This window comes from Microcoleus sp. Pol12B3 (assembly GCF_036701355.1).
In the GTDB taxonomy this organism is placed as follows: Bacteria; Cyanobacteriota; Cyanobacteriia; order Cyanobacteriales; family Microcoleaceae; genus Microcoleus.
In genome coordinates this window covers 36,174-62,843 of record NZ_JAUBQS010000021.1, presented here as the reverse complement: position 1 = coordinate 62,843, position 26,670 = coordinate 36,174, and the positions used below count along the sequence as shown (strand labels likewise).

At 44.3% G+C, this 26,670-nt stretch carries 26 protein-coding genes and 1 other RNA gene; 20 read left to right on the top strand and 7 right to left on the bottom strand.

Features of this window, described 5'->3' with window-relative positions; all coding sequences use genetic code 11:
• The first annotated feature begins 384 nt into the window (after nt 1-384).
• Both QUA53_RS13045 and QUA53_RS13040 read left to right on the top strand, forming a co-directional pair.
• Complete coding sequence (locus QUA53_RS13045) at nt 385-1,962, top strand: methyl-accepting chemotaxis protein (protein WP_333248886.1); 1,578 nt, start codon at nt 385-387, stop codon at nt 1,960-1,962.
• A 621-nt stretch (nt 1,963-2,583) separates the two neighbouring features.
• A complete protein-coding gene (locus QUA53_RS13040; RefSeq protein ID WP_333096010.1) occupies nt 2,584-2,871 on the top strand; it encodes an RNA-binding protein in 288 nt (95 codons plus the stop codon).
• Between the two features lie 269 nt (nt 2,872-3,140).
• On the opposite strand, the gene QUA53_RS13035 is transcribed toward QUA53_RS13040, so the two are convergent.
• Nucleotides 3,141-3,587, bottom strand: a complete 447-nt coding sequence (locus QUA53_RS13035; protein WP_333096011.1) for a hypothetical protein — start codon at nt 3,585-3,587, stop codon at nt 3,141-3,143.
• Nucleotides 3,588-3,981: 394 nt separating this feature from the next.
• Nucleotides 3,982-6,468, bottom strand: a complete 2,487-nt coding sequence (locus tag QUA53_RS13030) for a putative PEP-binding protein (protein WP_333096012.1) — start codon at nt 6,466-6,468, stop codon at nt 3,982-3,984.
• A 72-nt stretch (nt 6,469-6,540) separates the two neighbouring features.
• Here QUA53_RS13030 and QUA53_RS13025 point away from each other — a divergent pair, with 72 nt between their 5' ends.
• Nucleotides 6,541-7,227, top strand: coding sequence for a ComF family protein (locus tag QUA53_RS13025; RefSeq protein WP_333096013.1), 687 nt, complete (start codon nt 6,541-6,543; stop codon nt 7,225-7,227).
• 132 nt (nt 7,228-7,359) lie between these two features.
• Here the strand turns inward: QUA53_RS13025 and QUA53_RS13020 are convergent, their stop codons facing one another.
• Complete coding sequence (locus QUA53_RS13020; RefSeq protein ID WP_333096014.1) at nt 7,360-7,914, bottom strand: 2'-5' RNA ligase family protein; 555 nt, start codon at nt 7,912-7,914, stop codon at nt 7,360-7,362.
• 120 nt (nt 7,915-8,034) lie between these two features.
• On the opposite strand from QUA53_RS13020, the gene QUA53_RS13015 reads away from it, so the two are divergent.
• The 12 genes from QUA53_RS13015 to QUA53_RS12960 all read left to right on the top strand — a co-directional run bounded on the left by QUA53_RS13015 (nt 8,035) and on the right by QUA53_RS12960 (nt 16,549).
• Nucleotides 8,035-8,301 (top strand): YciI family protein, encoded by a 267-nt coding sequence (locus tag QUA53_RS13015; protein WP_006632991.1) that lies wholly within the window; start codon nt 8,035-8,037, stop codon nt 8,299-8,301.
• A gap of 23 nt (nt 8,302-8,324) precedes the next feature.
• An RNA gene (ffs, locus tag QUA53_RS13010) (signal recognition particle sRNA small type) lies at nt 8,325-8,421 on the top strand.
• Nucleotides 8,422-8,444: 23 nt separating this feature from the next.
• On the top strand, nt 8,445-8,825 hold the full coding sequence (locus tag QUA53_RS13005; RefSeq protein WP_333040711.1) for a phasin-related domain-containing protein: 381 nt from the start codon (nt 8,445-8,447) through the stop codon (nt 8,823-8,825).
• Nucleotides 8,826-9,023: 198 nt separating this feature from the next.
• Complete coding sequence (locus QUA53_RS13000) at nt 9,024-9,467, top strand: hypothetical protein (protein WP_333096015.1); 444 nt, start codon at nt 9,024-9,026, stop codon at nt 9,465-9,467.
• A 34-nt stretch (nt 9,468-9,501) separates the two neighbouring features.
• Nucleotides 9,502-10,071 carry a Uma2 family endonuclease gene (locus QUA53_RS12995; RefSeq protein WP_333096016.1) on the top strand — a complete coding sequence of 190 codons (570 nt, stop codon included), beginning with the start codon at nt 9,502-9,504 and terminating at the stop codon, nt 10,069-10,071.
• A gap of 96 nt (nt 10,072-10,167) precedes the next feature.
• Nucleotides 10,168-11,514, top strand: a complete 1,347-nt coding sequence (locus QUA53_RS12990; RefSeq protein WP_333096017.1) for a DNA phosphorothioation system restriction enzyme — start codon at nt 10,168-10,170, stop codon at nt 11,512-11,514.
• 85 nt (nt 11,515-11,599) lie between these two features.
• Nucleotides 11,600-11,875 (top strand): hypothetical protein, encoded by a 276-nt coding sequence (locus QUA53_RS12985; RefSeq protein WP_333096018.1) that lies wholly within the window; start codon nt 11,600-11,602, stop codon nt 11,873-11,875.
• On the top strand, nt 11,872-13,938 hold the full coding sequence (locus tag QUA53_RS12980; protein WP_333096019.1) for an AAA family ATPase: 2,067 nt from the start codon (nt 11,872-11,874) through the stop codon (nt 13,936-13,938). Before QUA53_RS12985 ends, QUA53_RS12980 begins: the two co-directional genes overlap by 4 nt.
• Nucleotides 13,928-14,584, top strand: coding sequence for a Uma2 family endonuclease (locus QUA53_RS12975; protein ID WP_333096020.1), 657 nt, complete (start codon nt 13,928-13,930; stop codon nt 14,582-14,584). Before QUA53_RS12980 ends, QUA53_RS12975 begins: the two co-directional genes overlap by 11 nt.
• Nucleotides 14,585-14,596: 12 nt before the next feature.
• The gene (locus QUA53_RS12970) at nt 14,597-14,917 is read left to right on the top strand and encodes a nucleoside triphosphate pyrophosphohydrolase (RefSeq protein ID WP_333096021.1); all 321 of its coding nucleotides are present in this window, start codon (nt 14,597-14,599) and stop codon (nt 14,915-14,917) included.
• A 92-nt stretch (nt 14,918-15,009) separates the two neighbouring features.
• Complete coding sequence (locus tag QUA53_RS12965; protein WP_333096022.1) at nt 15,010-15,480, top strand: DNA phosphorothioation-associated protein 4; 471 nt, start codon at nt 15,010-15,012, stop codon at nt 15,478-15,480.
• Nucleotides 15,481-15,688: 208 nt separating this feature from the next.
• Entirely contained in the window at nt 15,689-16,549 is an 861-nt protein-coding gene (locus QUA53_RS12960) for an endonuclease/exonuclease/phosphatase family protein (RefSeq protein WP_333096023.1), read from the top strand.
• Between the two features lie 12 nt (nt 16,550-16,561).
• Here the strand turns inward: QUA53_RS12960 and QUA53_RS12955 are convergent, their stop codons facing one another.
• The 3 genes from QUA53_RS12955 to QUA53_RS12945 all read right to left on the bottom strand — a co-directional run bounded on the left by QUA53_RS12955 (nt 16,562) and on the right by QUA53_RS12945 (nt 18,893).
• Nucleotides 16,562-16,945 (bottom strand): type II toxin-antitoxin system VapC family toxin, encoded by a 384-nt coding sequence (locus QUA53_RS12955; RefSeq protein ID WP_333096024.1) that lies wholly within the window; start codon nt 16,943-16,945, stop codon nt 16,562-16,564.
• Between the two features lie 9 nt (nt 16,946-16,954).
• Nucleotides 16,955-17,203, bottom strand: coding sequence for a DUF2281 domain-containing protein (locus QUA53_RS12950; RefSeq protein WP_333096025.1), 249 nt, complete (start codon nt 17,201-17,203; stop codon nt 16,955-16,957).
• Between the two features lie 97 nt (nt 17,204-17,300).
• Complete coding sequence (locus QUA53_RS12945) at nt 17,301-18,893, bottom strand: DGQHR domain-containing protein (protein WP_333096026.1); 1,593 nt, start codon at nt 18,891-18,893, stop codon at nt 17,301-17,303.
• Between the two features lie 248 nt (nt 18,894-19,141).
• Here QUA53_RS12945 and dndB point away from each other — a divergent pair, with 248 nt between their 5' ends.
• The 5 genes from dndB (at nt 19,142) to dndE (ending at nt 25,818) form a co-directional block, all read left to right on the top strand.
• Nucleotides 19,142-20,275: a DNA sulfur modification protein DndB gene (gene dndB, locus QUA53_RS12940; protein ID WP_333096027.1), complete on the top strand. Its 1,134-nt coding sequence runs from the start codon at nt 19,142-19,144 to the stop codon at nt 20,273-20,275.
• A gap of 63 nt (nt 20,276-20,338) precedes the next feature.
• Entirely contained in the window at nt 20,339-21,349 is a 1,011-nt protein-coding gene (locus QUA53_RS12935) for an HNH endonuclease (protein WP_333096028.1), read from the top strand.
• A complete protein-coding gene (dndC, locus tag QUA53_RS12930) occupies nt 21,346-23,031 on the top strand; it encodes a DNA phosphorothioation system sulfurtransferase DndC (protein WP_333096029.1) in 1,686 nt (561 codons plus the stop codon). The genes QUA53_RS12935 and dndC overlap by 4 nt, the downstream gene beginning before the upstream one ends.
• 122 nt (nt 23,032-23,153) lie before the next feature.
• The gene (dndD, locus tag QUA53_RS12925; RefSeq protein ID WP_333096030.1) at nt 23,154-25,151 is read left to right on the top strand and encodes a DNA sulfur modification protein DndD; all 1,998 of its coding nucleotides are present in this window, start codon (nt 23,154-23,156) and stop codon (nt 25,149-25,151) included.
• A 265-nt stretch (nt 25,152-25,416) separates the two neighbouring features.
• Entirely contained in the window at nt 25,417-25,818 is a 402-nt protein-coding gene (gene dndE / locus QUA53_RS12920) for a DNA sulfur modification protein DndE (protein ID WP_333096031.1), read from the top strand.
• A gap of 29 nt (nt 25,819-25,847) precedes the next feature.
• Here the strand turns inward: dndE and thiD are convergent, their stop codons facing one another.
• A complete protein-coding gene (gene thiD, locus QUA53_RS12915) occupies nt 25,848-26,654 on the bottom strand; it encodes a bifunctional hydroxymethylpyrimidine kinase/phosphomethylpyrimidine kinase (protein WP_333096032.1) in 807 nt (268 codons plus the stop codon).
• Nucleotides 26,655-26,670 lie beyond the last annotated feature (16 nt).

Genomic DNA, 26,670 nt, shown 5'->3' with positions numbered 1-26,670 from the left:
CGTCAGCACTATGATACCTCATCTGTGTCACAAAGCCTATATCTGTGTACTCCTAACTTAATTATAATCCTACCACTTTTTAGAGTTAGCGTCTGCAGGCTTGGTTTGTGTAAAGCCAGGTTTTAACCTGTAGACTAAAGGGGTTTATAAAAATGAATTCAGCATCACGACCACCAAAAAGCTACCGTAACTGCGTCGTCAACCAAAATCGATAGCGACTTTCAGGCTTAGGAGTTACTTATTAAGTAATTACTGATTTTATAAGGTAAAATATCAAAATAAAAATCCTAATCGGTACTGGCTCTACCTGAGACAAGCTATAATATACAAGCTCTGTTCATGAGTTCAGCGAGGATAACTGTAGTAGAAGGAAGCAGAAATAGTATGTTAAGACAAATGAATTTACAAACCAGACTTGTGAGTGCATTTCTAATGATGGGACTGTTAGTATTTTTCGTTGCCTGGGTAGGATGGAGTTCAACATCTAATCTCAGTCACCACATAGAGACTCTCGGTAACAATAACTTACCGAGTATTGAAGCTTTATTGAAAATAAACGAGGGACAAACCCAAATTGAGTCATCAGAGAGAGCGCTAATTAATCCGGCACTCAGTCAAGAAGAAAGGCAAGATGCCTTAAACAGAATGGACAAGGCTTGGCAGCAAATTAAAGATGGGTTTAAAGCATACGAAGCCACTCCACGTACCTCAGAGGAAGACGCACTCTATCAACAAATGCTTAAGTATTGGGAGGAGTGGGAGCAGGAAGATCGAGAATTCCTGCGAATTAATCAAGAATTTGAAAAAGTGGGAATTTTGAATCCTTTGGCTTTGCAGCTAAACCTAATTAATCAGGGTAAAAGTAAGTCGCCAGAAATGGCAACAGCCAAGACAGCTAGTAATCTTTTGAATAAACTTAGGCAGCAAGCTAAATTAATTCGCTTTAAATTTATTAATTCAGAAAAGACCACTTTAGCAGTGGTTGAAGCCAACAGAAAGCAAGCCGATGATGCTTATATAACCGCATACAATGATAGCAATAATACTAAAGTAGCTGTATTGTTAGGTATGACATTTGGACCGCTAATAGCTATTATTCTAGGCATAGCTTTAAGCATAGCGATCGCCAAACCTTTAGATAAGGCCGTGAAAGGTATTATTAATATGATTGTCAGTTCTTCTACCGAGATCGCTGCGACAATAGAGCAACAGGAACGTATTGCTGTACAACAAGCTGCTTCTGTTAATCAAACAACTACCACCATGGATGAATTGGGCGCATCATCGAGGCAATCAGCTATGCAAGCCGAGTCAGCTCTTGAGAATGCCAGTAATGTCTTAAACTTGGCAGCAGAAGGCAGTAAAGTAGTGCATAAAACCCAGCAGGGAATGTTGAGTTTGACTGAAAAAGTCGGAGCGATCGCCGATCAAGTTTTACATTTGAGCCAGCAAACCAATCAGATTGCTAATATTACCAATTTAGTCAGCGATTTGGCCAATCAAACTAATATGCTGGCAATTAACGCTACAGTGGAAGCAGTACGCAGCGGAGAACAAGGAAAGGGGTTTGGGGTGGTGGCGACGGAAATTCGCAGACTGGCAGATCAAAGCAAAAAATCGTCGGATCAGATTAATGATTTGATCAACGGTATTAAGAATTCCATTAATAAAACAGTGATGGTAACAGATGAGGGAAAGAAAACTTTAGATAATAGCCTAAAATTGACTGAAGGTACGGCGGATAATTTTAACAATGTTGCTAATGCTATTAACAGTGTAGTTGTGAGCAGTCAGCAAATTTATCTGAATACCAAACAGCAGGCGATCGCTATTGAGCAAGTGGTAGATGCGATGAATGTTCTGAATAAAGGAGCAACGGAAACAGCCAGCGGTATTACCCAAAGTCGAATTGGCACTCAAACACTTAACAAAGCTGCTTTAAATCTTACATCTTTAGTTTAATTGAGAAAATTAATATCCTAAACTAGCGATTAAGGAGATGGGGACAAAATTTTCCCTATTCCCCATTTCCAATTTCCCATTCCCAATTTTGCCAAAGTATTGAAGGTGAGATATCCCCCTATATGAAAGGGCTGGGGAGGTTTGAAGTATCTTTTCTAAAAGGGCTATATAGATGTGTATAGCAATTATCAAGTACAAATTTAGATTAAAGAATTGAAGAAATAGGGAATTGGTAATTAACTGGGAAGTACCTCACGAAAGTTGAGAACTGCTATATCAACGATCGTTGCCCAGAGCAACTTAATATATTATACCTTGTTAGTCGCTATGTTTCCCAAGATGCTTTGTGATTCGTCGTCCACCCATCAGTGCTCTAATTAAAATCAAGTATTGTTCAGGGGCGCGATTCCTCGCCGCCCCAAAACTCATATCCTGACTCGCCCTGCGGATGAGTGACGATATGAGTTTTGATTAAGCTAACTATTGCAGCCAGTACAAAGGGTTGCTCAGTGTGGCAAACCCTTTGAGTCAGAGTCGATCGCCCAGTTGTATGCTAGATAGCACTTGACAGTTAAATTAAAAGGTTATTATGTATAGCACAACAAGTTCAGTTCGATCGACATGACTATCTACATTGGAAATCTGTCTTACCGCGCCACCGAAGAAGACCTGAAAGCAGTATTTGCAGAATACGGCACAGTCAAGCGAGTTGTCTTGCCTACCGACAGGGAAACCGGTCGGATGCGCGGTTTTGCATTTGTTGAGATGATGGAGGATGCCCAAGAAGACGCTGCAATTGCCGAATTAGACGGTGCAGAGTGGATGGGGCGCCCCTTGCGAGTGAACAAAGCTAAACCGAAAGAAGAGGGAAATCGAGGCGCAAGTATCAAGAGAAACGACGGATATTAGTCTGCGATGCGGCGGTTGACATCCTCTCGAAACCCACCTGATGCACCAGTGCGCCACTAGGGCCCAATTGCAAGCAGCAGTTGATTTTGGGGATGAAATGTCAAATCCGCTGCACAAAAACATCGATTTTTTGTGGGCTGCACTTGATTCATAACTGTTTGAGAAAGACTGAATTTATGCACGCTAATCTAGAAACCCGATTTCTTCCGCGATACCTCGCTGCTAAAAGCAAAATTTATCAGGAGAAACCGGGTTGATGAGCGTTAGTCTTAGAAAGAGTAAACTCGCCCTTTTTCATCAATATAAACTGACCGGTCTTGCCTAGTGCGGGGGTCTGATCTGGTGATGCGAATCGTCACAATGTTTGTCTGCGAGTCAACGTTATAGTCGTATTTCAAAGTTGCGGTTCCTCCTGTGGCATTAATCGGAATATTGGCAATGTCGCCGGTGCGATTGCTGATGCGAACAACGATGTTTTTGCTGGCTCCGACGGGCAAGGATGACAAGCTGGCACCTGATGGACCGTATTCTAAGTTTAATCCCGTTTCATTTAACAGTCTGAGGGTAATGTTGCGAGTATTGTCAACCTGCGCTTGAGGTTGCCAGAATCCGGGTTTGGTGCCACCGTCAGTTGCAGGTTGAGATAATGCTGGATGGGGATGCAGAAAGCCCAGGGCGGCAAGTATTGCTGCGGTTGCAATAATTTTTGATTTCACTGTTGGTACCTTCGGGTCAAGAGTTGGTGATATTTCTATCCTAGCTTTAAAATCAAACCTTTTGATAGCGCAAGAAGGAAGAAGGAAGTTCGGCAAGGGATTCGCTCGACGGATGTAACGGATATAACGGATGGAAGTCGGAAGAAGGAAGAAGGAAGAAGGAAGAAGGAAGAAGGAAGAAGGAAGAAGCAATAAAAGCAAGGGTTTGATCGATTAAAAATGTCCTCACCGTCTGGGCGGTTGTTATATAATTAGAAACTGGGTTTCTGTAGTTGTGAATAGTCTGGGAGACACGGGTTGTCTAGAAACCGGATTTCTGAGGGGGTGGCTGCTTGCCAAAGGTATGATTGAGATGAGAAACCGGATTTCTCAGGCAAAGTGCGTCCGGAAGTGGTTAATTGTTAATTATCGATCGAGCGAGTTCTAGGAGTAGGCGCTGTTCGGCGCGGACGATCGCCCTGAAAGTTTGTTCTGCAGCATCGACATTGACCGAAATAGACGAAATTCCCCACCGCACGAAGGATTCAACTGTATCGGGATACAATGCGGGAGCGTCGCCGCAGATTGAGCAAGGAATGCCGGCGGCCCGGGCCTGTTTGATTAATTGTTCGATCGCCCTCATCACTGCTCGATCGCGCCCGTTGAAAGCACCTGCTACCTGGTCGGAGTGGCGGTGAATTCCTAACAGCAATTGGGTTAAATCGTTGGTGCCGATGGAAATTCCTTGAACTCCTGCTTTTACGTAATCTGGCAATAAAAATAACACCGAAGGAACTTCCGCCATAATCCACATCTGAAAGTCGGTTGAGCGGTTTTTCCAAACAGTTTCTAAGCGCTGGCGGCAGTAGATAAACTCGTCAACCGATCGCACGAAAGGCAAAATTAAATTAACATTCGTATGGCCTGACTCGCAGACTTTTTGAAGGACGCAGAGTTCCCAATCAAATAATTCCGGTTCAAAGGTATAACTGAAACTGCCGTGGTCGCCCGACTCGCGTAAATCGAGAGATCGATAAAATATTGGCCGCGGCGAAACGGCAGCCGCAAATAAGCTGAGGCAATCCGCCATGCGATCGACAAATTCCGATTGGCGGCCGTCTTGTAGCCAAGTTTTGGGGTTTTGACAGTCCAAAGCTTCTAATGCCATTAATTCCGATCGCAGCAATCCGATGCCGTCTATTGGCAGATTTTTGAGGCGGTCGATCGAACTTGTTTGGCTGACATTAACTAGCAGTTGAGTCGCCGTTGGTGGGCCCCAAACATATTGAGTAGACTCAGATTGTTGAGATTTAGGCGCCCAATTGGACGATCGATCGGAGGTAGAAGATTGGTGCTTGGCTATTGACATTTTCGCTGCTGTACTGTATATATCTGTCTTTTTTGCTGTGTCCCGAAGTCGGCCGCTGTCTGCTGTCTGGATCGCATCCTGTTGCGCGAGGGCAAAAACTTCTCCGCTATCGCCGTCTACCAACACCGAATCGCCCGAGGCGATCGCCCGAGTGGCCCCGGTCACTCCCACAACGGCGGGAATCCCCAATTCTCTCGCTAAAATGGCGCCGTGACCTGTCATACCTCCTTGTTCCGCAACCACCCCAGCAGCAACCTTCAGCCAAGGCAGCCAATTCGGCTCGATTGTCCGGGCTACTAAAATGCCTCCGGCTAAGAATTCCGCGTTTTCTGGGTGGGAATTAGTCATAACTTGGGCAATTGCTTCGGCTTTTCCTGATGCTGCTGCCACACCTCTGAGTATGGCAGGAGTTCGGGCTGGGGCGATCGAGTTTGGCTGCGGGAGGGCGATCGAATTTTCCTTTAGTGGCGCGACTTTTTTCCCTTTCACAAGACGAACTTGAGTGAAATAAAACTGCGGTTCGCCGCTGTTTGCTGTCTGGTTTAGCGTCCACTCTAAAATTAAATCTGAGTCAAATTCTGCGATCGCTTTTTTACTCAGTTCAATGATTTCTTGCAGTTGCGATTCCTCTAAAACGTATTCTGTTTGTGCTTCCTCTCCCAGCGCTAAAACTTGCACGCAACAATCAGCAAAATCAGGAATTATAAATTGAGAATCGGGAATTGGAAAAGCACCAAACTTGCCCAGCAGCAGTTTTTTTTTCGGTTCACCATCGCCGACTTTGAGATTGTAGGCTAATGTTTTGTAACCGATCCGCTGGAATTTAACCGCGCTTGTTTCCGGCTGCACTTGATAGTAATCGGGGATGGTTTCTCCCCTAGCGAGGGACAATCCCAAACCGCTGGTGGCTTGGATTTCCCACTGTGCGCCCGCCTTTGTTTTCACCTCGCCCGCGGCGATCGCTTCTTGAAGTGGCTGCACCAAAACTGCGGGATTGATTTGCTGTACCCGCAGGCCGCACCGCTGCCAGTAAAATAGACTTCGGGCTCTGAACATTTCTGCCCAAGCTCGTTTGAGTCCGGCCCCAATGGCTTCGGGTTCTGCCCGTACTGCCTGAGATTCCAGAATGCCGACTGTTTTCGGGTTCCAGGAAGTCAGGGAAGGGCGAAAAATTAAGGCTGTGGAGTTTAAGTTTGACTGTGAGTTGAGTTGACTAACAGCAGACTCTAGGGTGGAGAGCAGTGAATCTGGCAGTTTGCCGGCGAGGATTTGGTGGCGGATGCTGCGGGCGATCGATTGCAGTTGTCTGGGTTCATCGACATTCAAGTGCAGGGAAGAGTGTGGCCAGTCAGCAAACAGCGGTTCTAGGCACTCGATCGACTCTAAAAACTGCCAGAATGTGGTAGCCGGCACGACAAAACCCGGTACAACAGGATGATTTTTCTGGAGCAAACAGCTCAAGTAAAATGCTTTTTCTCCCACTGTATCTCGGTCTGAAGGTTTAATTTTGTCTAACCAGTAGAGGTTTTTCACGCTGCGAGCCTGTTCGTGGAAACTGATTGAAGTTGAAAGTTTTTCCCATTAATCACTTACGACAATTTTAGGATGAACAAGCGACAATGGACGGGATTAGTCAAATCTTTTCTCAATCTATTTCTTAAGTCTAACTGTCCTCTTTGTCAGCGACCAGCCGCCGGAGAGTTTTGTTTGTACTGTCACAAGCAACTTCAGCGATGTCAGTTAAGCGATTCCGGTCGATTTTGGAATTCACAGCAGCGTGTTTTTGTGTGGGGTGAGTATCGCGGGGCTCTCAAACGGGCGATCGCAGCTTTGAAATATGACGGCAATCCGCAATTAGCGAAACCTCTAGGCGGCTGGCTGGCAGAAGCTTGGCTGAGTTTTCCGGAATTAGCTATAGACAATTTAACAGTTGTACCGATTCCCCTGCATCAAGAAAAGCTCAAGGAGCGCGGTTTTAACCAGGCGGAACTTTTGGCTGAAAGTTTTTGCGAGGTGACTGGTTTGCCTTTGCAGCGGCACGGTTTGGAGCGGGTGAAAAATACTCAGGCTTTATTCGCTCTGACGCCACAGCAGCGGCAAGCGGAAATGAAAAATGCTTTAGGTTTGGGGAAAGATTTTCGTCGTCGCCTCCCGCGCGATCGAGTGCTGTTAGTTGATGATATTTACACTAGCGGTACTACGGTTAAGTCGGCAATTAAAATATTGGAACAGTCAGGAATTTCTGTTTATGGAACTGTGGCACTTGCAACTCCGAATAAGAGCGATCGATAAGTTGTGGCTGACTTTAATTTTTAACAGGTTTGTAGTGAGGAAATGATATCGATCGGGATTTGCTAATAAGATTTTTTTGGGAAAACGAACCCCGAAGATGCTAAGGACACGAAAAAAGAGAAGGGAGAGAGTTTAGGCCGAAAGCGGGAATTGGTTGCGGATGTTCCAACGGCTGCCGTCGTGAAGGAGTAAAGTTAATGCCGAAGCGGTAAACTCAAAGTGGAGCGATCGCCCGGAGAATTCCAACCAAGCCGTTTGAAAATTCTCCTTAGTTAAATCGCGAAAGGCTACTGTCATGTGCGGTACAAATGGGCGAGTCTGAGAAACTCGATCGACAATTCCCAAATTTGTCTCCAAATAACTCATCAAATCTTTGTGAATTTCCAGCAATTCGGGCGATTTGACAACATCAGCGTAAATGACGCGGGGCGCGAAAGCAGCAAAACCGGATAGATTAAGGGGAATTGGCAGTCGGTTTGCAGAAAACTGGTTCAAACTTTCTTCTAATTTGGGAACATCGTCTGCTAACCATTCAAAAGGAGGTTGCAGCGTGATGTGCGGCGGCGACTTCAAAGCACCGCGGCTGTTGTAGTGTTCCGCAAAATATAGTTTAATCTCAGTAATCTGGTGTTCAATATCGGGAGGCGGCACTAGGCCAATAAAAAATCGCTGTTTTGACTGGTTCATCGGATAACATCGCAGTTAAGAAAGGATGGTGCAAAATGGAATATAGAGCATTTGCCCTAGATCCCATTGCCGATCGCCCATTCCCAATCTAAAATATAAAATCTAAAATCCCAAATAAAAATGCCTTGGTTTGTCAAAATTGAGCAAGGAATTGTCGAAAAGCCTGTCTTTGACCAATACGTGCCAGCTCACAGAGCTTATGTCCGAGAGTTGATTTCTAAAGGACACCGAGCGAAAACTGGCTACTGGGGGCGGCGGGGCGGCGGTATGTTGCTGTTTGAGGCGGGTTCGATGGATGAGGCGAAGGCGATCGTCGCTGAAGACCCGCTGGTGAAGAACGGTTGCGTTATTTATGAAATTTATCACTGGTGTGTGGTTGAAGAATAAATAACTGTGTTATACTCATATATGAACTGGACCCACGCGATTCCAACGCCCAAATCTTGTCAGGACCGGAAGGTAGCAGCAACACGGGATGCTTGTAATAGGCGTGGTCTCCGGTTCACCCAGTTTTATGAGGTGTAGCTCCTATGCCTGGTTTCGGAGATATTTTACAAAAAGCAGTGTACCTTGGTGTCGGGCTAGCTTCCTACGCTGGTGAAAAAGCTGGCAGCAAGTTAACTGAATTACGCACTGAAGCCCAAAAGCTGGCAGACGAATTGGTGAAGCGGGGCGAGATGTCCACGGAAGAAGCTCGCCGCTTTGTTGATGACATGGTGCAACAGGCTCAGCAGCAGCCCCCCGTAGCATCGGCTGGGAACGAAAAACCCGCTGAACCTCGACGGATTGAAATTATTTCTGAGGAAGAAGATGTCTCGGCAAAAGATGCTAAAGAGACAGGCGGCGTAGACAAGCTCCGCGAACAGGTGCAGAATTTACAAGAGGAATTGCGGCGGCTGAAGCGGGATTAAACTAAAAAAAGCTCGCTGCGTAAAGCATGAAGGGAACTCAGGATAATAATCTTGAGTTCCCTTTTTGAATATCTCCCCTGTCGGATGTGGACGGATCTCAGGCAATAGGTAATAGAATTGAAAGTAGGTGCAAGCACTTCACATGAGGCTGGCTGCACCTGTCTGTAAAATATTTTGTAATAGCCAACTGTCAAATTCATGGAAGATTGGTCTAAAGATTTTTTTGGAGCAATGGAAAATGCTGTTTCTGAAGTAGAGCATTTTTTCAGCGACATCAGCGAAGAGTTTGTCGAAATGCTGGACGTTTTGGCAAAAATGTCGGAAGAGTTTACTGAACAAGTACAAAATAATCTGATTAACGACATTGACGGTTATTTCAATGAATTTGACGGTTTATTTAATGAATTTATCGAACCGATAATTGAAATTTGCCGCGACTTCGACCCGCAATTTGATGAGATAGATTTGTCGATGGTGACTTATGTAGACCCTTCGCCGACGCAGCAGCCGGCTTGTCGCGGTTGCCGCAACTATCACGGTCAAGTTTACGGGGGAAATTTGTTGGTTTGTGCGATGCACCCTACTGGTGTGGAATCGGAGAGTTGTGCTGATTGGGAAACTGACAGCGATGCAGATTTTTGATAGCCCAGTTGAGTTGTTGAGGGGTTAATGGCTTATGGTAACGTCAATTCAGTCTCCGTTAAAGATTTCTTTGGAAGAGTTTCTGCTATTGCCAGAGACTAAGCCTGCTAGCGAGTATGTTGACGGTCAAATTTATCAAAAAGCTATGCCCCAAGGAAAACACAGCACGTTACAATTCGAGTTTCCATCTGTTATTAATCGAGTTGGCAAACCGCAGAAGTTAGCTTATGCGTTTCCAGAATTGCGCTGCTCTTTTGATGGAATTTCTATTGTTCCAGACATAGCAGTGTTCGAGTGGCCGCGCATTCCTCTGAATTCTCAGGGAAAGATTGAAAATAGGTTTGAAATTGCGCCGGATTGGACAATTGAGATTTTATCGCCGGAGCAAAGTTCAACTCGCGTAATTAATAAGATTCTGTTTTGCCTCAAGAATCACACTAAATTGGGTTGGATGATTGACCCGGAAGAAGAATTGGTAATTGTTTTTAAACCGCAGCAGGAACCTGAGATTAAAGAGAATGAAGATATTTTACCTGTACTGGATGTGCTGTCGGATTTGCAACTGTCGGCGGCAAATTTGTTTGAGCTGTTAAGTTTTAATTAGAAATGAGTTACAGTTGAGTCAGGGTAAGTTGGCATCTAACGACATTTAAAGGTGAATCGCTCAACGGCTAATAATTTGCAACTTGGATTTCCGAAAATGCCGCCATCGCTGCAATTGCGACAGTATCAGCGAGTGGCGGTTGCTAATTGGTTTGCGAATCAGGGACGCGGTACGCTGAAGATGGCGACGGGTAGCGGGAAGACGATTACTGCACTGGCGATCGCCACTGAATTATACAATAAAATTAACCTGCAAGTCCTGCTCGTAATTTGCCCTTACTGCCACCTAGTGAATCAGTGGGCGCGCGAATCCGAGAAATTTGGTTTAAAACCTATTTTGGCTTTTGATAGCGCCCGCAGTTGGCAAAACAAGCTGGCTGCGGGTTTGTATCAAGTGCGATCTGGCGATAGAGCATTTCTCACAATCATCACTACTAATGCTAGCTTAATGGGAGATAGTTTGCGATCGCAACTGCGCTATTTCCCCGAAAAAACCCTGATTATTGGAGACGAAGTTCACAACTTAGGCGCGCCCCGTTTAGGAGAAAGTTTGCCGCGCAATATTGGACTGCGGCTCGCCCTTTCCGCCACCCCAGAAAGGCATTTCGACGAAGAGGGAACCGAAGCTATTTTAGATTATTTCGGTCCGGTTTTGCAGCCGGAACTCACCTTAGCCGACGCCATCCGCCAAAAAGCATTAGTACATTATTTATACTATCCAATTTTAGTAGAATTGACCGAAGCCGAAACCCGCAAGTATTCCCGCTTAACTCAAAAGATTGGCTGGGCGCTTTGGGGCGATGAAAAAGTAGAAGAAAACGATGCTTTAACGACTTTATTAATGCAGCGAGCTCGCTTAATTGGGGCAGCGGCTAATAAATTAACAGCTTTGCGAGAATTAATGATTCACCGTCTCGACACAGCCCACACTTTATTTTACTGCGGCGACGGTGCGATCGAAGGAAGTGCGCGCCGAAATAACCACCGCCAGCTAACAGAAACCGCGAAGTTATTGGGTTCAGAATTAGGCTACCGAGTTAACACTTATACTGCGGCAACTCCTTTAGCAGAAAGAGAACGATTGCGCCAGCAATTTGAGAGTGGAGAATTGCAAGGTTTGGTAGCGATTCGGTGTTTGGATGAAGGCGTTGATATTCCAGCAATTCGCAATGCTGTAATTTTAGCAAGCAGCAGCAATCCGCGCCAGTTTATTCAGCGCCGGGGACGCATTTTGCGGCCGCATCCGGGGAAGGAAAGGGCAACTTTATTTGACATGATAGTTTTGCCTCCAGATTTGGGCAGAGAAACCTTAGAAGTCGAGCGCAATTTGCTGCGAAAAGAGTTGAAGCGGTTCTTGGAATTTGCCGATTTAGCTGACAATGCTGGGGAAGCTAGAGTCAAATTGCTGCAACTTCAGAAGCGTTACGGGCTATTAGACATTTGACATTTATTAAGGTTCGGTTTATGTTTGAGAATAGAGAATTATTTGAGCGCAGTTTGAGTTGCTAGTTTTTAATATTTGAAAAAAAATGACTGAAAATCTGCATGAAAATCTGATTATGGCATTTAGATATGAAGATAGTGCGATCGCAGCCTTACCGACAAGCATTTTAGCAGAAAAGCGTTCTTCTTATCAAACTCATCAGGAATTCAGCGACGTACAACAACCTATTACTAGCGCGCCGCCCGAAGTTCGACAAATTATTGAGCGGGTATTGGAAATTGAAAAAGATAAGTTGTACATGAGATCTCCCCGCCACATTAACGATGACATTTTAAAAATAATTAAGGAAGCAATTGTATGAAGTTAATATCAATTACTCTGTGCAACTTTCGTCAATTTTACGGCAAAACTCCGGAAATTAAAGTAGCTTGGGGTAGGCAAAACATTACAGTAATTCACGGTAATAACGGCGCGGGAAAAACGGCATTAATGAATGCCTTTACGTGGGTACTTTACGGACAATTTAGCGCGGCTTTTGCGGCAGAAGAACAATTAGTAAACAAGCGCGCTCTGGCTGAGTCGGAAATGGGAAAAGCCGTAGGTTGTTGGGCGGAAATTGTGTTTGAACACGACAGCACGCGCTACCAAGCAAAACGCATCTGTCGTGCTTATAAAAGTGAAAATACTGTAGAACATGGCAAGGCTGAATTGTTTCTGAGTGTAGCAAAAGATAACGGTCTCTGGCTGAAGCCGGATCAGCATCCAGATGATATTATCGGGCGGATTTTGCCGGAAAGTTTACATAAATATTTCTTTTTTGATGGGGAGCGCATCGAGCAAATTGTCCGCTATGACAAGAAGGCAGAAATTGCAGAAGCTACTAAGGAGTTGCTGGGGGTGGAAGTGTTGAATAGATCGCTCCGGCATTTAGGAGAAGCAAAAAAATCTCTAGAGACAGATTTAAATATAATTGGTAATGCTGAAACGAAACAACTTTTAAAAGACAAGCAAAAAATTGAGCAAGAAGCTGAGCAACTTGCAAGCAGACAGGTAGAAATCGAGCGGGAATTGGTTAACCAAGGGGAGTTGAAAAAAGCAGTTAATGGTAACTTGTTAGAACTTAGCGGTGCTGCGGATTTACAAAAGTTGCGAGACGAATTGGAAAGTCAGAAAAGTTTATTTAAGCAACAAATTGCACAAGCTACAGATGCTCTCAAACGTTCAATTTCTATGCGGGGTTATGGAGTATTTCTGTCAGAGGCGGCGGCTGAATTTCAACTAATAGTAGGAGGTTTACGAGAAAAAGGCGAGTTGCTTTCGGGGATTCAGCGGCCGTTTTTGGAAGATTTATTAGCGCAGCAGCGGTGTATCTGCGGTGCGGAATTAGTGGAGGGTTCTGAGTCTCGCCAACAGGTTAGCGGTTGGATGGATAAAGCGGGTGTTGGTGATGTAGAAGAAACAACTATTCGGATTAGCGATCGGGTAAATGAAATTGATAGACAAGTGGCTGATTTTTGGGAGGAAATTGACCGACAGCAAGGCAATATCAGCCGCGACAGAACCGAACTTTCTCGGGTGGAAAATCAGTTAGACGATATTCACAACAAGCTGCGAAATTTTCCTGACGGCGATGTCAGCCGCTTGCAAAAGCGCTTGGATGAAATTGAGGCAAAAATTGGCGATTTGCACCGGGAAACAGGCTCTAACCAGCAGCAGATTGAGAGTTTGAAGGCGTCGATCGCCAATCTGGACAAGCAAATCGACAAGCAGCAACTAAACGAGCAAAGGCAAGTATTAGCCCAGCGCCGGATTGCTGCAACTCAGGATGCGATCGATCGCCTAACTGAAGTGCGATCGCGCTTAGAGAAACAGTTTTGTTCTCAGTTGGAAAAGCGGGTGCAAGATATTTTCAGCCAAATTTCTTTTACTCCTTATATCCCCAAGTTGAGCGATAAATACGAACTGACTCTAGTAGAAAATACGTCGGGAAAAGAATCTTTAGTGGCCGCTTCTACAGGAGAAAATCAAATTCTCAGTTTGTCGTTTATCGGCGGGATTATTGAGGGCGTGCGGGAGTGGAGTCAAAAGAATACTTTGATGGGCCCGGATAGCAGTACGTTTCCAATTGTGATGGATTCTCCCTTTGGGAGTTTGGACGAGATTTATCGCAAGCAAATTGCAAATAAGCTGCCGAAGTTGGCGAATCAATTGGTAGTTTTGGTAACTAAAACTCAGTGGCGCGGAGAAGTTGCTCAAGAGATGGAAAGTTCCATCGGCAGGGAATACGTGCTTGTGTACAATTCTCCGAAAGCTGATTGCGAAGAAGATGCGATCGAACTGGGCGGGACGCGCTATCCTTTAGTTAAGCGCAGTCCGAATGAATTTGAATATACAGAAATTGTAGAGGTGGATTATGGCTTCTAATTCGGCAATTACGCAGGTTTTGGAAACAGATATTTGGGTGAAGGCGACGTGGGAAGAGTTTCTAAATTTTGCTGAGGATTCAGCATGGGAAAAGGGCAAGTTTTATTACTACCAAGAACACATGAGGGTAGAAATGTCACCAGTAGGGCCATTGCACGCGCGTCAAAATTCAATTATGGCCTGTGTAGTTATTCTGTTTGCAACATTGAGAAATATCCGAGTAGTTCAGTTTACTAACACCAGTTTTCGGAAAGCAGGGATCGGCGAGTTTCAACCTGATTTAGCTTACTACATTGGTTCCGATTTAAGAGTGCCTCCTGATGATAGCAATTATGCTGTTGATTTAAATCAATACGATCCGCCTAATTTGATAGTGGAAATTGGGGCGTCTTCTTTTAATGATGATTTAGGCGGGAAGCGGTTGCTTTACAAAGACGCAGGAATAAGTGAATATTGGGTTGAACGTGCAAACACGCGGGAGGTTTTTTCGTTTGCAATTAATGGCGGAGGTAGCGGGAGAATGCAAGAGTCGCGGGTTTTACCGGGGCTGGAAATCCGGTTAGTTGAGGAAGCTTTGAACCGGAGTCAAACGCAAGATGACGGGGAAATTAATCGCTGGTTAATTCAAACTTTTAGTCAAGGTTGAAGGGAGTTTGACGTGGAAAAAGAGTATCATAAATTGGTGCGCGATCGCATTCCTGAAATTATTCGCAAAAGTGGGAATGAATGCGAGGTTGTAATTTTGTCGGATGCAGAATACCGTCAAGCTTTGCTGCAGAAGTTGATTGAAGAAGCGGGGGAAGCGGCGGCGGCTGATGAAGAAGATTTGGTGGCGGAATTGGCGGATTTGTATGAGGTGATAGATGCGGTGATGGCGAGTTTTGGCATTTCGGGCGATCGACTTTTGGACGAACAAATGAAGCGGCGGGAAGCAAGAGGAGGTTTTGCACAAAAAATTATGTTGTTGCGGACATTCTGAAAATTATCTGCATTAATCTGTGTTTATCTGCCTCTAATCTGCGGTTACTCTATCAATCAAATTACTCAGTTAAAAATTACATATTAATCCCAATGGCTGTTAACAAAATTAGAATTGCTAAAGATAAAGCCGAGTTAGTCAAATCATTAACTTTATCGGATAACAACTCCGCGCCATTTCAGACTTACGCCGATGTCATCGCTTTCGCCGCATCCTTGGGAAATCAGCGAAAAAAACGATCGCCTTTGGGGGAAATTTCTAAACGAGAACCGGGTGCGATAGATGTTGATATTTTTGTATCCAGGGGTTACGATATGGCGATTAAGTTAATTGCGATCGCCGAAACCAAAAATCCTCAAATTCTCTCCCATCTCGACGAACAATTGGAAGCAGAACGCTTGCAAATTTTTGAAGAATATGCTAACGGAGGACTGGAAATTTTGCGAGAAGAGTTGCGGGGTGCCGCGGATTATACCGATCGCCTTTTGTTGGTTTTGATTTCTGAAAGAGACAACCAACATCGGTCAAATGAAGAATTCGATTTAAGCAAGTTTTTATTTTAATAGGTTCCCAATGAAGCACATCCCAAAAGATATAATCAAGAGATGCTTAAAGGAATCTGCAAAATTTCTTGCTTACAGTTACTCAGCATTTATTATCTGCTATTTCCTTCTCAAACTATTTTTTTGGGATAGACTGTGGATTATTGCCTTAATTAGCACTTTTAGCCCCTTAATTTTATTCCCAATTTTCTTGCTTCCGATCATCGGAGTGTCAATTATCAAAAAAAGATGGTTCACTATTATTTCTGCGATCGCCTGCATTCTTCTAATAAGTTGGCTGCACGTCAAATATTTTTCTCCCGCACCCATAAACATCACAGATTCGCAGCCCAGCATCAAAATTTTCTCCCATAACCTCAGTTGGCATAAAACTCAGTCACCTACTTTATTTAAGCTGATTGACCAGCAAAAACCCGATATTATATTTTTACAAGAAATCGTTAGGAAACATACCGAAAGAGTTTTCACCTGGTTAAAAGCAGACTACCCCTATCAAATTGGCAATCCCCCTGTAGGAATTCTCAGTAAATATCCGATTGTATCTAGCGAAATACTGCACTTAGCCGCCCATCCAGAAACGCAGCAGCGGGTCATTATTAAATTTAACGAACAAGAAGTAGTGATTTATAATATGCAAGCTACCGGGCCGTGGTTGAAACTCTATAAAAAATGGCGTTTTCTCAAAATTCCTGTTTACAAATATGACAAACGTTCGCCTGAAATTCAAGACTTAGTGCAGCGAGTTGAGCGAGAAACTCTGCCAGTAATTGTCGCGGGCGATTTTAATATGACAGACGAAACTCAAGACTATGACAGGGTGCAGAAAGTCATGCAAGATGCTTTCCGAAAATCTGGATTTGGGTTTGGTTTTACCTGGCCTCGCGGTTGGGAACTTAAATTCTTGGTAAAAAGGTCAAATTGGAGATTAAATTATCCGGTTTTTCGGATTGATTATATTTGGTATTCAAAGCATTGGGGTGCTAAATCGAGTTCGCTTTTGGAGGCAACAGAGTCCGATCATTTGCCTGTAGGAGCCGAACTTATTTTGTTAAAGGAAGCCAGATTGTGAGAAGTTTTTTAGTCAATACCAGTCTACGATTGCGAGTTCTGAAACTCTAGAAAATTCCTTGACATTGTGGGTGACGAGAGTCGCTTGGAGGGCTACGGCTGTCCCTGCAATCAAAACATCCATCGGGCCGATGGGAGTACCTTGTTGCTCCAACTGGGCGCGAATTGTAGCAGCCGCAAGAGCAGCATCGCGATCGAAAGGAATAACGTTAACTCTGCTCAAAAATTGCTGAAGTTGTTGGGTACGTTTTGCTGGCGAGTTGGATTTAGCAATGCCGACTTGCAACTCAAAAAAGACGATCGTAGAAACGACTATTTCCTGGGGAGAAACATTAGCAAGGTTTTGAGCAACTTGTCCTTGACCTTTGAAATAGTAGATCAAAGTGTTGGTATCCAAAACGTAGATTTACAGACTCTCCCGCAGGATGTCTTGTCCAGATTCAGCACGAATATATTCCAGGGATGGAAAATCTTTTTCCCAAGTTCCAGCAAGGGAAAAAACAAGTTCAGTCCAAGGAATCGCATCTACGGTGTCTGTTGGTTGGTTTGCGCTCAGGTGCTTGGCACAAACGAATTCAGCGAAAGTGAGAATTTCGCTGGCTTGGTCTTTGGGAAGGGTTTTGACGATTGCGTAAATCTGTTCAGCGATGGTCATAATCTGGTTCTAGGTAAGGTGCAGATTCAATTATACAAAACCAATTTGCTTCCTGCTTTATCAGTCTTCGTCGCTGTGGACTTTGCCCAAGAAAAACTTAGCTCAGCACTGGCGGCAATCCTACCTCTTGCGGCTGCACAAATCGGCCGTTAAAACTAATAGCTTTATCCTCAAAAGTCCTCGCCTCCGCTACCGCTTGCCGCAAATGAGCTCGCTCCATATCGTCCTGAATTCCACCCACCAAATATACAATTAACTTCGTTGCTAAATCCTTTCCAGAAACTAGCATTCGCTTTTTGTTCGGATCGTACAAAATCCCGTACCAGGCAGACTCAGGATTGTCCATGTGGCTAAATCCTTCATCGACATCGAATCTGCGGAGTTTGTCGAAAATAGATTTCAGGGAAAGTTTTTTTCTAAATACTAGAATTCCCAAAGCATTAGCTAAAGCAATTTGACCGACTGGACGGAACAAAAGATTTCCCTCGCCCGGTGGCTTTTCAAAACTAAATCGGCGCAATTCAGTCGTCTCTTCGCCGCTTTCAATTCTTTGATAGCTGGGTAAAGTTGCTAAATGATCGAACAATTTTTTAAACTCTTCAATTCCCTCTTTTAGTTCTTCATCTTCGGGACGCATGGGAATTAAACCTTTTCGTTCCGGCTTCCAATGAGGGAATTTGTATTCTAAATACCGTTCGGACATATCTTGCAGCGCTTGCAATGTGGTTAAGACTGTTGATTTTGCTGCGACTGTGGCGCTGTCCCAATTCACGCGGGGGTTTCTGTCATCTTGTTCTTTTAATAAGGGATGGGTGACGGCAATTTTTCGGGCTGCGATCGCAAATCCGTTATCCTCGTTCAATAATGCTAGCTGTCCCTGACTCAGCGTTACCGCCATTAGGTTAACGTGCACAAAGATCGATCGCACGCGCCGTTGTGCTTGCTGTCGCGTTTCCCCCGCTACCGCCGCCGGGATAAACTCAATCCCGATTTTTTCGTGAGCTAATTTATACACTTCTCCGGGGTCAATTTGATACTCTTCTGCTAAATCTTCTAGAGTAATTGCAGCGCCGACAGGTTTTTTATTTTTGTTGTATCTTTGCAGGATTCCGGTTTTAATTAAACTCATTAAACCTTGAACTCCCATCAGCCGATGCTGACCGTCTAAGGCAAAAATCGAGAGTTCTTTAGAAACATTCAAAAGCCCTAAGTTCTCGTTTTTATCAAAGGATGTAAATTCAGTCGCGGATTTGGTTGCTACGCCATTTTTATCCCATTCCTCGGCTAAAGGATTGTCTACCCACGGGGGACTGACGACCACTAAAACTGCGGGGAATTTGTGCGATTTTCGGGCTGCTAAATATTGAGTGAGGGCTGCTTGGCGCGACCAATCTAAGGGACGCTGGATAATTTCGTCAATGGTTTCGTCGTCGCGGACGATGTTGTTGGTTTGGAGGTCGAATTTTTGGCGGAAAAGCGGCATTTGCGAGGCGAAACGGACGCGAGAGTCTAACCATTCTAGGGTGACTGAACCGATGTATGCTTCGCTGTTTCCCATCTGGGTTTTTTGTACGAAAATGCGATCGTCCTTTCCTAAATAATTATCTAATAAAAGTGCGATTTCCTGTCTGTCGCTATTTTCTTTTTCTAAAATTTTTAGAGCGAGGTCATCCGCTGGGTTGGTAGTCATTGGAATTTTTTATATAATTAGGTTATTTTTTCAAAAATACCATTGGTTAAATTTTATGTCAACTCTTGTTTTTTAAAAATTATTGTGAAATACTTGAGTTGTCGGGAAACAGACCCCGGCTACATACCATAATTAATGGCAGATGTCAATGGTTTTTTTATTTAAACCGCAGATGAACGCAGATAGACGCAGATAAGAGTTATTCATCTGCATTTCTGGGCGTGTATCTGCGGTTTAACAAAACAAATATGTCTACTCCTTCCTGTGAATACATTTTGCCGGTCATCCGGGGAATTCAAGCGGGTCGCGAATATTACGTGTCGATGTGTCCGGTGCGTTTTTTGCCGAAATTGTTTCCCTTTGAATCTGAAGAATTGCCGCCGTCTATGCGGGCGAAACGGGCGCTTAACAAAGCTAGGATTCCAGAAATTGCTGAGTATTTTGTTAAGAATCCTACAAATTATACTTGTGGGGCAATTGCTGCTTCGATTGATGCGGATATTACTTTTGAAGCAGTGGGAAATGAGGCCGAAGAACGGAAAATCGGTCGCTTGCGAGTGCCGATGGATGCTAAGTTTACTATTAATGACGGACAGCATCGGCGCGCGGCTTTTGAGATGGCTTTGAGGGAAAATCCGCAGTTGGGATATGAGACGGTGGCGCTGATTTTGTTTCTCGATATTGGGTTGGAAAAATCGCAGCAGATGTTTGCTGATTTGAACGGTTTTCAAGTTCCTTTGGAGGCATCACTCAGTCTACTTTACAACGACCGGCACGATCGCGCTTTTGTGGTGAAGGCTGTTGTTAAGCAGGTTGAGGTTTTCCGGTGTTTGACTGAGATGGAGAAGGGGAGTTTGAACGGGCGATCGCACAAATTGTTTGCGCTGAGTGCGATCGATCGTGCTATCCTGGCTTTGCTGTCTAATATTGAGAGCAGCAAACAGGCAAAACCCTCTGGTTCTCGCACCAAAAAAGAACAGAAAGAGGAAGAACTTGCTCAAAAAATACAACTGGCGGTTAGTTATTGGAATGCGGTTAGCAGTTTTATTCCAGATTGGCAATTAGTTCTGCACAAGCAAGTGGCGGCGGGGGAAATGCGCCGGGATTGCGTACACTGTCACAGTGTTGTGCTTGAAAGTTTGGGGGAAGTTGGGGCCGCTTTGCTGTCGGTTTTTCCTGAGAGTTGGGAGGAACATTTAAGCCTTTTGCAGCAGGTTGATTGGTCGATTTCTAATCCTGATTGGGAGAATGGGATTTTGTTGAAAGGGGGGATTTCTAAGTCGAGGGGGAGTGTTAGTTGGATGACTGATTATTTGAAAAAGCGGTTGGGTTTGCAAACCGCAGATACAGCAAAGACGGGACGCCCGTGCCACAATGGATAAAGATTTTGAAAAATCGTGTAAAATTTAAGACTGGATTATATTTAATCATATCTGGAGGGAGCAGTGAGTACGGGGCAGGAGTCAGAATATAAAAATTTAGCTTATTATCGCAATTGTTTTGCAAATCTTAATGTCAACCGTACACAACAACGCGGAGATGCTCTAAATCAGCCAATACTGCTATTGTCTGTAACTGATTTAATTGCACAAGGTTTGATCAAGGAGAACCACATTACCATTTCCGAGGAATTAATTAACACCTTCAACAAAAATTGGTCGGCGCTGACTTCTAATCCTTTAAAGGGTGATTCTTTTCCTCTTCCGTTTTATCACTTAAAAAATAAAGAACCTAGATTTTGGTATCTTAAATTTAGCGAACAATATGAAGGAGGGCGACCTCAAACAATCAATACCTTAAAAAAAGCTGTTGATAGTGCAATAATTGACGATGAACTATTTAGTCTTTTGCAAGATAGGAATGCCCGCCAAGAATTAATAGATGTACTGATATCGGTCTGGTTTTCATCTACAAATAAACAAATTGAAGATATTTTAAAGATTAACCAGTCTTTTCAAAATTCAACATTGGATGAATTAGATACTATTGAATCGGGTAATACAGATAGACAACCAAATGTGTATTTAAAAAAATCTGTGGTTAGAGAGGCTGTTTTTCGTAAATCTATCGTGCATTTGTATGATTACCGATGTGCTTTTTGTCGATTAAAAGTAACTCGTTCACTTAGTCAAAGTATTGTAGATGGCGCACATATCAAGCCCTTCTCAGAGTTTTATGATAATAGAGTAGATAATGGACTATCATTGTGTAAAAATCATCATTGGGCATTCGATCGCGGATGGTTTGCTGTTGACGATCGTTATCAAATTATAGTTGATAGTGATTTACAAGAGGACTCACCCTACCCTAGATTAATGAAAGAGTTTCACGGCGAACTTATTCTTTTGCCGAGTTCCGAGCAATATTATCCGAGAAAAGATGCGCTTCAGTGGCATCGCAAAAATGTGTTTACGGAAAATCAAAACGGAAAATCAAAACGGAGATATAGAAAATGAATGATTTACAACAAATGTCACTATTTCCGCCCCGCAATATTGGCGATTTAATGGCAGACATAGAAATTTTGAAAAAGGAAATTCAAGAGCTTTATTGTCAAGATGAACTCCCACTTGTAATCGGTTGGAGTGGTGGAAAAGATAGTTCGGCAGTCCTACAGCTTGTTTGGTATGCGATTGCAGAGTTGCCAATTGAGAAACGCCACAAAAAAATTCATGTTTTAACAAATGATACACTGGTAGAAAACCCTATAGTAGCTGCTGGAGTACATAATTCTCTAAAACGGATGAAAGTTGCAGCCCAAGAACAGGGAATGCCAATAGAAACTCATTTAACTTATCCAGCCGTTCAAGATACCTTTTGGGCGTGCTTAATAGGTAAAGGATACCCAGCACCTAGAAACCGATTTAGATGGTGTACGGAACGATTAAAAATACAACCAACTGGTTCTTTTATTCGTGAAATAATTAGAACTAGCGGCGAGGCAATTCTTGTTCTAGGTACTCGCAAGGCTGAAAGTGCTAAACGCGCCGCAAATATGGCTAAACATAGGGAGTGGCGGGTAAGCGAACGCCTTAATGCTAATCCCACTCGCCCTAACTCTTATATTTACCTTCCCATTGAAGACTGGCGAACAGATGAAGTGTGGCTTTACTTGATGCAGTGGGATAATCCTTGGGGAAATAACAATAAAGATTTGCTAACTATGTATCGAGGTGCAACAGCCGACAATGAATGTCCTTTAGTTGTTGATACTTCTACTCCTAGTTGTGGAAATTCTCGCTTTGGCTGTTGGGTTTGTACAATGGTAAGTCAAGATAAATCAATGGAGGCAATGATTCAAAACGATGAGGAAAAAGAATGGATGCAGCCTCTACTCGATATTCGCAACGAATTAGACATTCCAGACGATCACCCAAAAAGAGACTTCCGCCGCATCTACGGTAGAGTAGAACTGTTTGAACGCAACATGGGCGACGACACAACCTCCGTCGAACCCATCCCAGGGCCCTACACCAAATTCTGGCGAGAACACTGGCTGAGACGAGTCCTGGAAGCACAAACCCACGTCCGCAAAACCGCACCCCTAGAAATGCGCGATATCACCTTAATTACCCCAGAAGAACTTAGCGAAATCCGCCGAATTTGGCTGGAAGAAAAGCATGAATTTGACGACTCTTTGCCCCGGATTTACGAAGAAGTTACGGGCGAACCTTTTGAAGATTCCCGTCCCGCCGCTGAAAGAAAACTCCTCGGTAGCGATGAATGGACTGTGATCGAAGAGATTTGCAGTGAGGACAAAATGCACCTCGAATTGATGGCAAAACTCCTTGATACAGAACGCCAATACTACACTAAACCCCGCCGTACAGGCATTTACGGCGATTTGGACAAATGCTTTGAAACCAGTTCGCGATCGAAGGAAGAAGCGATTGGCAACGCCCACTATCAACGCAATTTAAAAAAAGCGGTGGAAGATATTAAAGCAAATCCGACGGAAAAAATTCAGCAATTCAAAGATGCGATCGCCCAAACCAACAGTTCCGCCAAAAACGATACCGTTGATATTGCCAAACTTAAAGAAGAACTCGAAAGCAATAGCAATCAAAGCAGACAGCTATCTTGGGCAGACATCAAATTTTCTACTCCAGATGTAGGAGATCAAAATAGCAAAGATTAAATCTGTTAAATCAAAATTTCCCCTGCGTAAGGTGCGTCAGCTATCATTATTCTCGACATAATGGATAGCCCAATCGCTGACGTACCTACCAAACAAATCAGCAACCACCGACAACATCTACAATGCAATTCCTCGAACTCGTCCTCAAAAACTTCGGCCCCTATGCAGGCACCCAAACCATCAATCTCCGCCCCGAAAAAGACGGAAATCCCTGCCCAGTCATTTTATTTGGCGGCATGAATGGCGGCGGCAAAACCACCCTCATGGACGCCATTCGCCTCGCCCTCTACGGTGGCCGCGCCCAATGTTCCACCAGAGGCAATTTAAGCTACAGCGACTTTCTCAATCAATGCGTCAACCGCCACACTCCCCCATTAGAAGATACGCGCGTCGAACTAACATTTGAACAAGTCCAAGACGACAAATTAACTCAATTCAAAATAGTTAGATACTGGAAAAAATTAGATATCAAAGACAACTTAAGCATTCTCATATACAGCGAGATAGTCAGCGATTGGTGGTCGGACAAAGCAATTACTAACACCTGGGACGAATACATCGAAACCCTTTTGCCCGTCGGAATATCCAACCTATTTCTGTTTGACGGCGAACAAGTAAAAGAACTCGCCGAACTCGAAACACCGCCGGAGTTTGTCGTCGGGGCGATTAAATCTCTTTTAGGTTTGGAACTTGCAGAACGCCTCGCCGTCGATTTAGAAATATTAGCCGGCCGCAAGCGGAAAGAAATTGCTGGCAAAAAAGACTTGGCTGCTTTAGAAAAAATCGAACAAACTTTTAAGAAAATTACTGATGAAATAGACTTAGCTAAGCAAGAACAAGCCAGCTTTAAAAACGAATTAGATAAAGCTCAAAAAAATCAGCAACAAGCATCAGAAAAATTTATTTATGAAGGCGGAAAAATTGCCGCCGATCGCAGTCAGCTAGACAGCAAGCTAAACGACTACAGAAATCAGGCAGAAAAAACCCGTCAAGCCCTGATGGAATTGGCATCAAATACGCTACCGCTAGCCCTAATTTCGCCCTTGCTAAGTGAAGCCAAAATTCAAGCAGAAACAGAAGCCAGCCAGCAGCAAGCAAAGATTGCCCAAAATGTTATCAAACAAAGAAGCGATCGCCTTCTCAACTATATCGCGGAAATCTCCTTAAATCCCCAACAGCTAGATAAAATTAAAGATTTCATCCGCCAAGAAAACCAAGAACTCGAACAGCAAGCCGGAACAGACGCCCCGCCCTGGATGAACGCCGACAACAACAGCATCCAGCAACTAGAAAACCTCCTTAGCTACCAAATCAAAGCCCAGCAAATTCTAGCCCGCGATCAAATAGAAGAAGTCAAAAGCATCGAAGCAGAAATCGACTTTACAGACAGACAACTCGCAGCCGCAGCTTCCCCCGAAGCCTACGAAAAACTAGAGGAAGAAGTCAGGAAAGCCCAAAAAGCAGTCGCTATCGCAGCCGCAGCCTTGGAATCAGCCAACCGCCGCGTCGATGAATTAGAGAGAGAATTAGTCAAAAACCAAAAAGAACTAGAAAACTACAGCAGCGAATACATCACCATCAGAAACAGCCAACACGTCATCGCTTCGATCGCCAAAGCCCAAGCCACCCTGAAACTCTTTAAAGAAAAACTCACCCTCAAAAAACTCAACAAACTCGAAATAGAAATTACCGACTGTTTCCGGTACCTGCTGCACAAAACCGACCTCGTGCACAGAGTTGCGATCGACACTCAAACATTTAGCCTCTCCATTTACGATCCAGAAGGCAAACCGGTACCCAAACACCGACTTTCAGCCGGGGAAAAACAATTGCTGGCGATCGCCTTTTTGTGGGGATTGGCTAGAGTATCCGGGAGACAATTGCCAGTGGCGATCGACACTCCCTTGGGCCGCCTCGACTCCTCCCACAGAAACAACCTAGTCGAACGCTATTTTCCCTCGGCCAGCCACCAAGTCATCCTGCTTTCTACCGATACGGAAATTAGAAAAGTAGAATACGAAAAACTCCAAGAATTAGAGGCGATCGCCCACAGCTACCTCCTCAAATACGACTCCGCCAAACACCAAACCACCGTCGAAAAAGGTTACTTCTGGGAATAAAAATTAGCCCTAAAAAATAGCCGCAACCCCTTGACTTTGCCCTGGGGTTGCGGTAGTATATATAGGATAATGGGATGGTGGCGAAAATAAAATTTTTGCCACCATCCCATTATTAAGGATAAATCCTACTACAATCATAATACCCAAAAACACCCTTTTTATCAAGTCGCGACGTGTAAAAAAATGTTAAATATTTCGGGTTATTTAGAGGCTTTGCTTCCCCAACATTAACACTTTTTACAATATACCAAACAATCTTAAACTCATGGAACCACCAGTCGATCGCATCCGCCTATCCCAAACAGGCAAAGACCAACTATCAAAACTGAAACGATCGACCAAAATCGATCAGTGGAATATTCTATGCAGGTGGGGATTTTGCCGATCGCTCGCCGAGCCCAGCATCCCATCCCCAGTACCAATTCCCAGCGACAGCAACGTCGAATTAAGCTGGGATGTCTTCGGTGGCGACATGGCTGATATCCTGATAATGGCCCTCAAGCAGCGGTGTCACCAAGACAATTTAGGCACAGAAAAAGAAACTCTAGCCAAACAGTTTCGCCTGCACTTGCACCGAGGGATTGGTTATTTAGCCGGCGATCCAAATATTAAGAAAATAGAAGACTTGGTGGCGATCGCCCTATCGCCAGAGAAATTAAAAAACTAACTGACTGTTGACTTCTTCCCTCTTCCTTCTTACTTCAACAGGGGGAAAAAATGACCTACTGGCCCTTGGCCTTCCCCAATATCCAAAGCATATTTGAGAGCAGTAGTCACATAATCCTTAGCCAATGTCACCGCTGTAAACAAATCTTTCCCCAAAGCCAAATTAGCGGCGATCGCAGCACTCAAAGTACAACCAGTCCCGTGAGTATTCCCAGTATCAACATTTTCAGTCTTCAACACATCCAACCGCGTACCGTCAAACCAAACATCAATTCCCCGCAAATCTCCCGCCATCCCGCCGCCCTTCACCAAAACAGCTTTCGCACCCAAACGGTAAATCTGCTGCGCCGCCACCCGCATATCGTCTAGAGAAAAAATCTCTAAACCGCTCAAAATCTGAGCCTCAAACCGATTCGGAGTCACCACAGCAGCCAAAGGAATCAAAACATCCCGCAAAAATGCGATCGCCCCCTCATCAATCAATCGATCGCCCGATCGTGAAACCATCACCGGATCGACAACCAAATTCCCTATTCCCAAAGCTTCCACCTGTAAAGCCACCGCCGCCATAATTTCCCGATTCAGCAGCATCCCAGTCTTCATAGCATCCACCCCAATATCCCCAACCACCGCCTCAATTTGAGCCGCCACAGCCTCAGCAGACAAAGCATCAACTCGCATCACCCCCAAAGTATTTTGAGCCGTCACGCAAGTCAAAGCACTCGTACCGTGCACGCAGTGAAACGCAAAAGTCCGCAAATCCGCCTGAATTCCGGCCCCGCCGCCACTATCAGAACCCGCCACAGTCAAAGCCACAGGAATCTTCGATTTAATCATCTTGTTTCAACCGTAC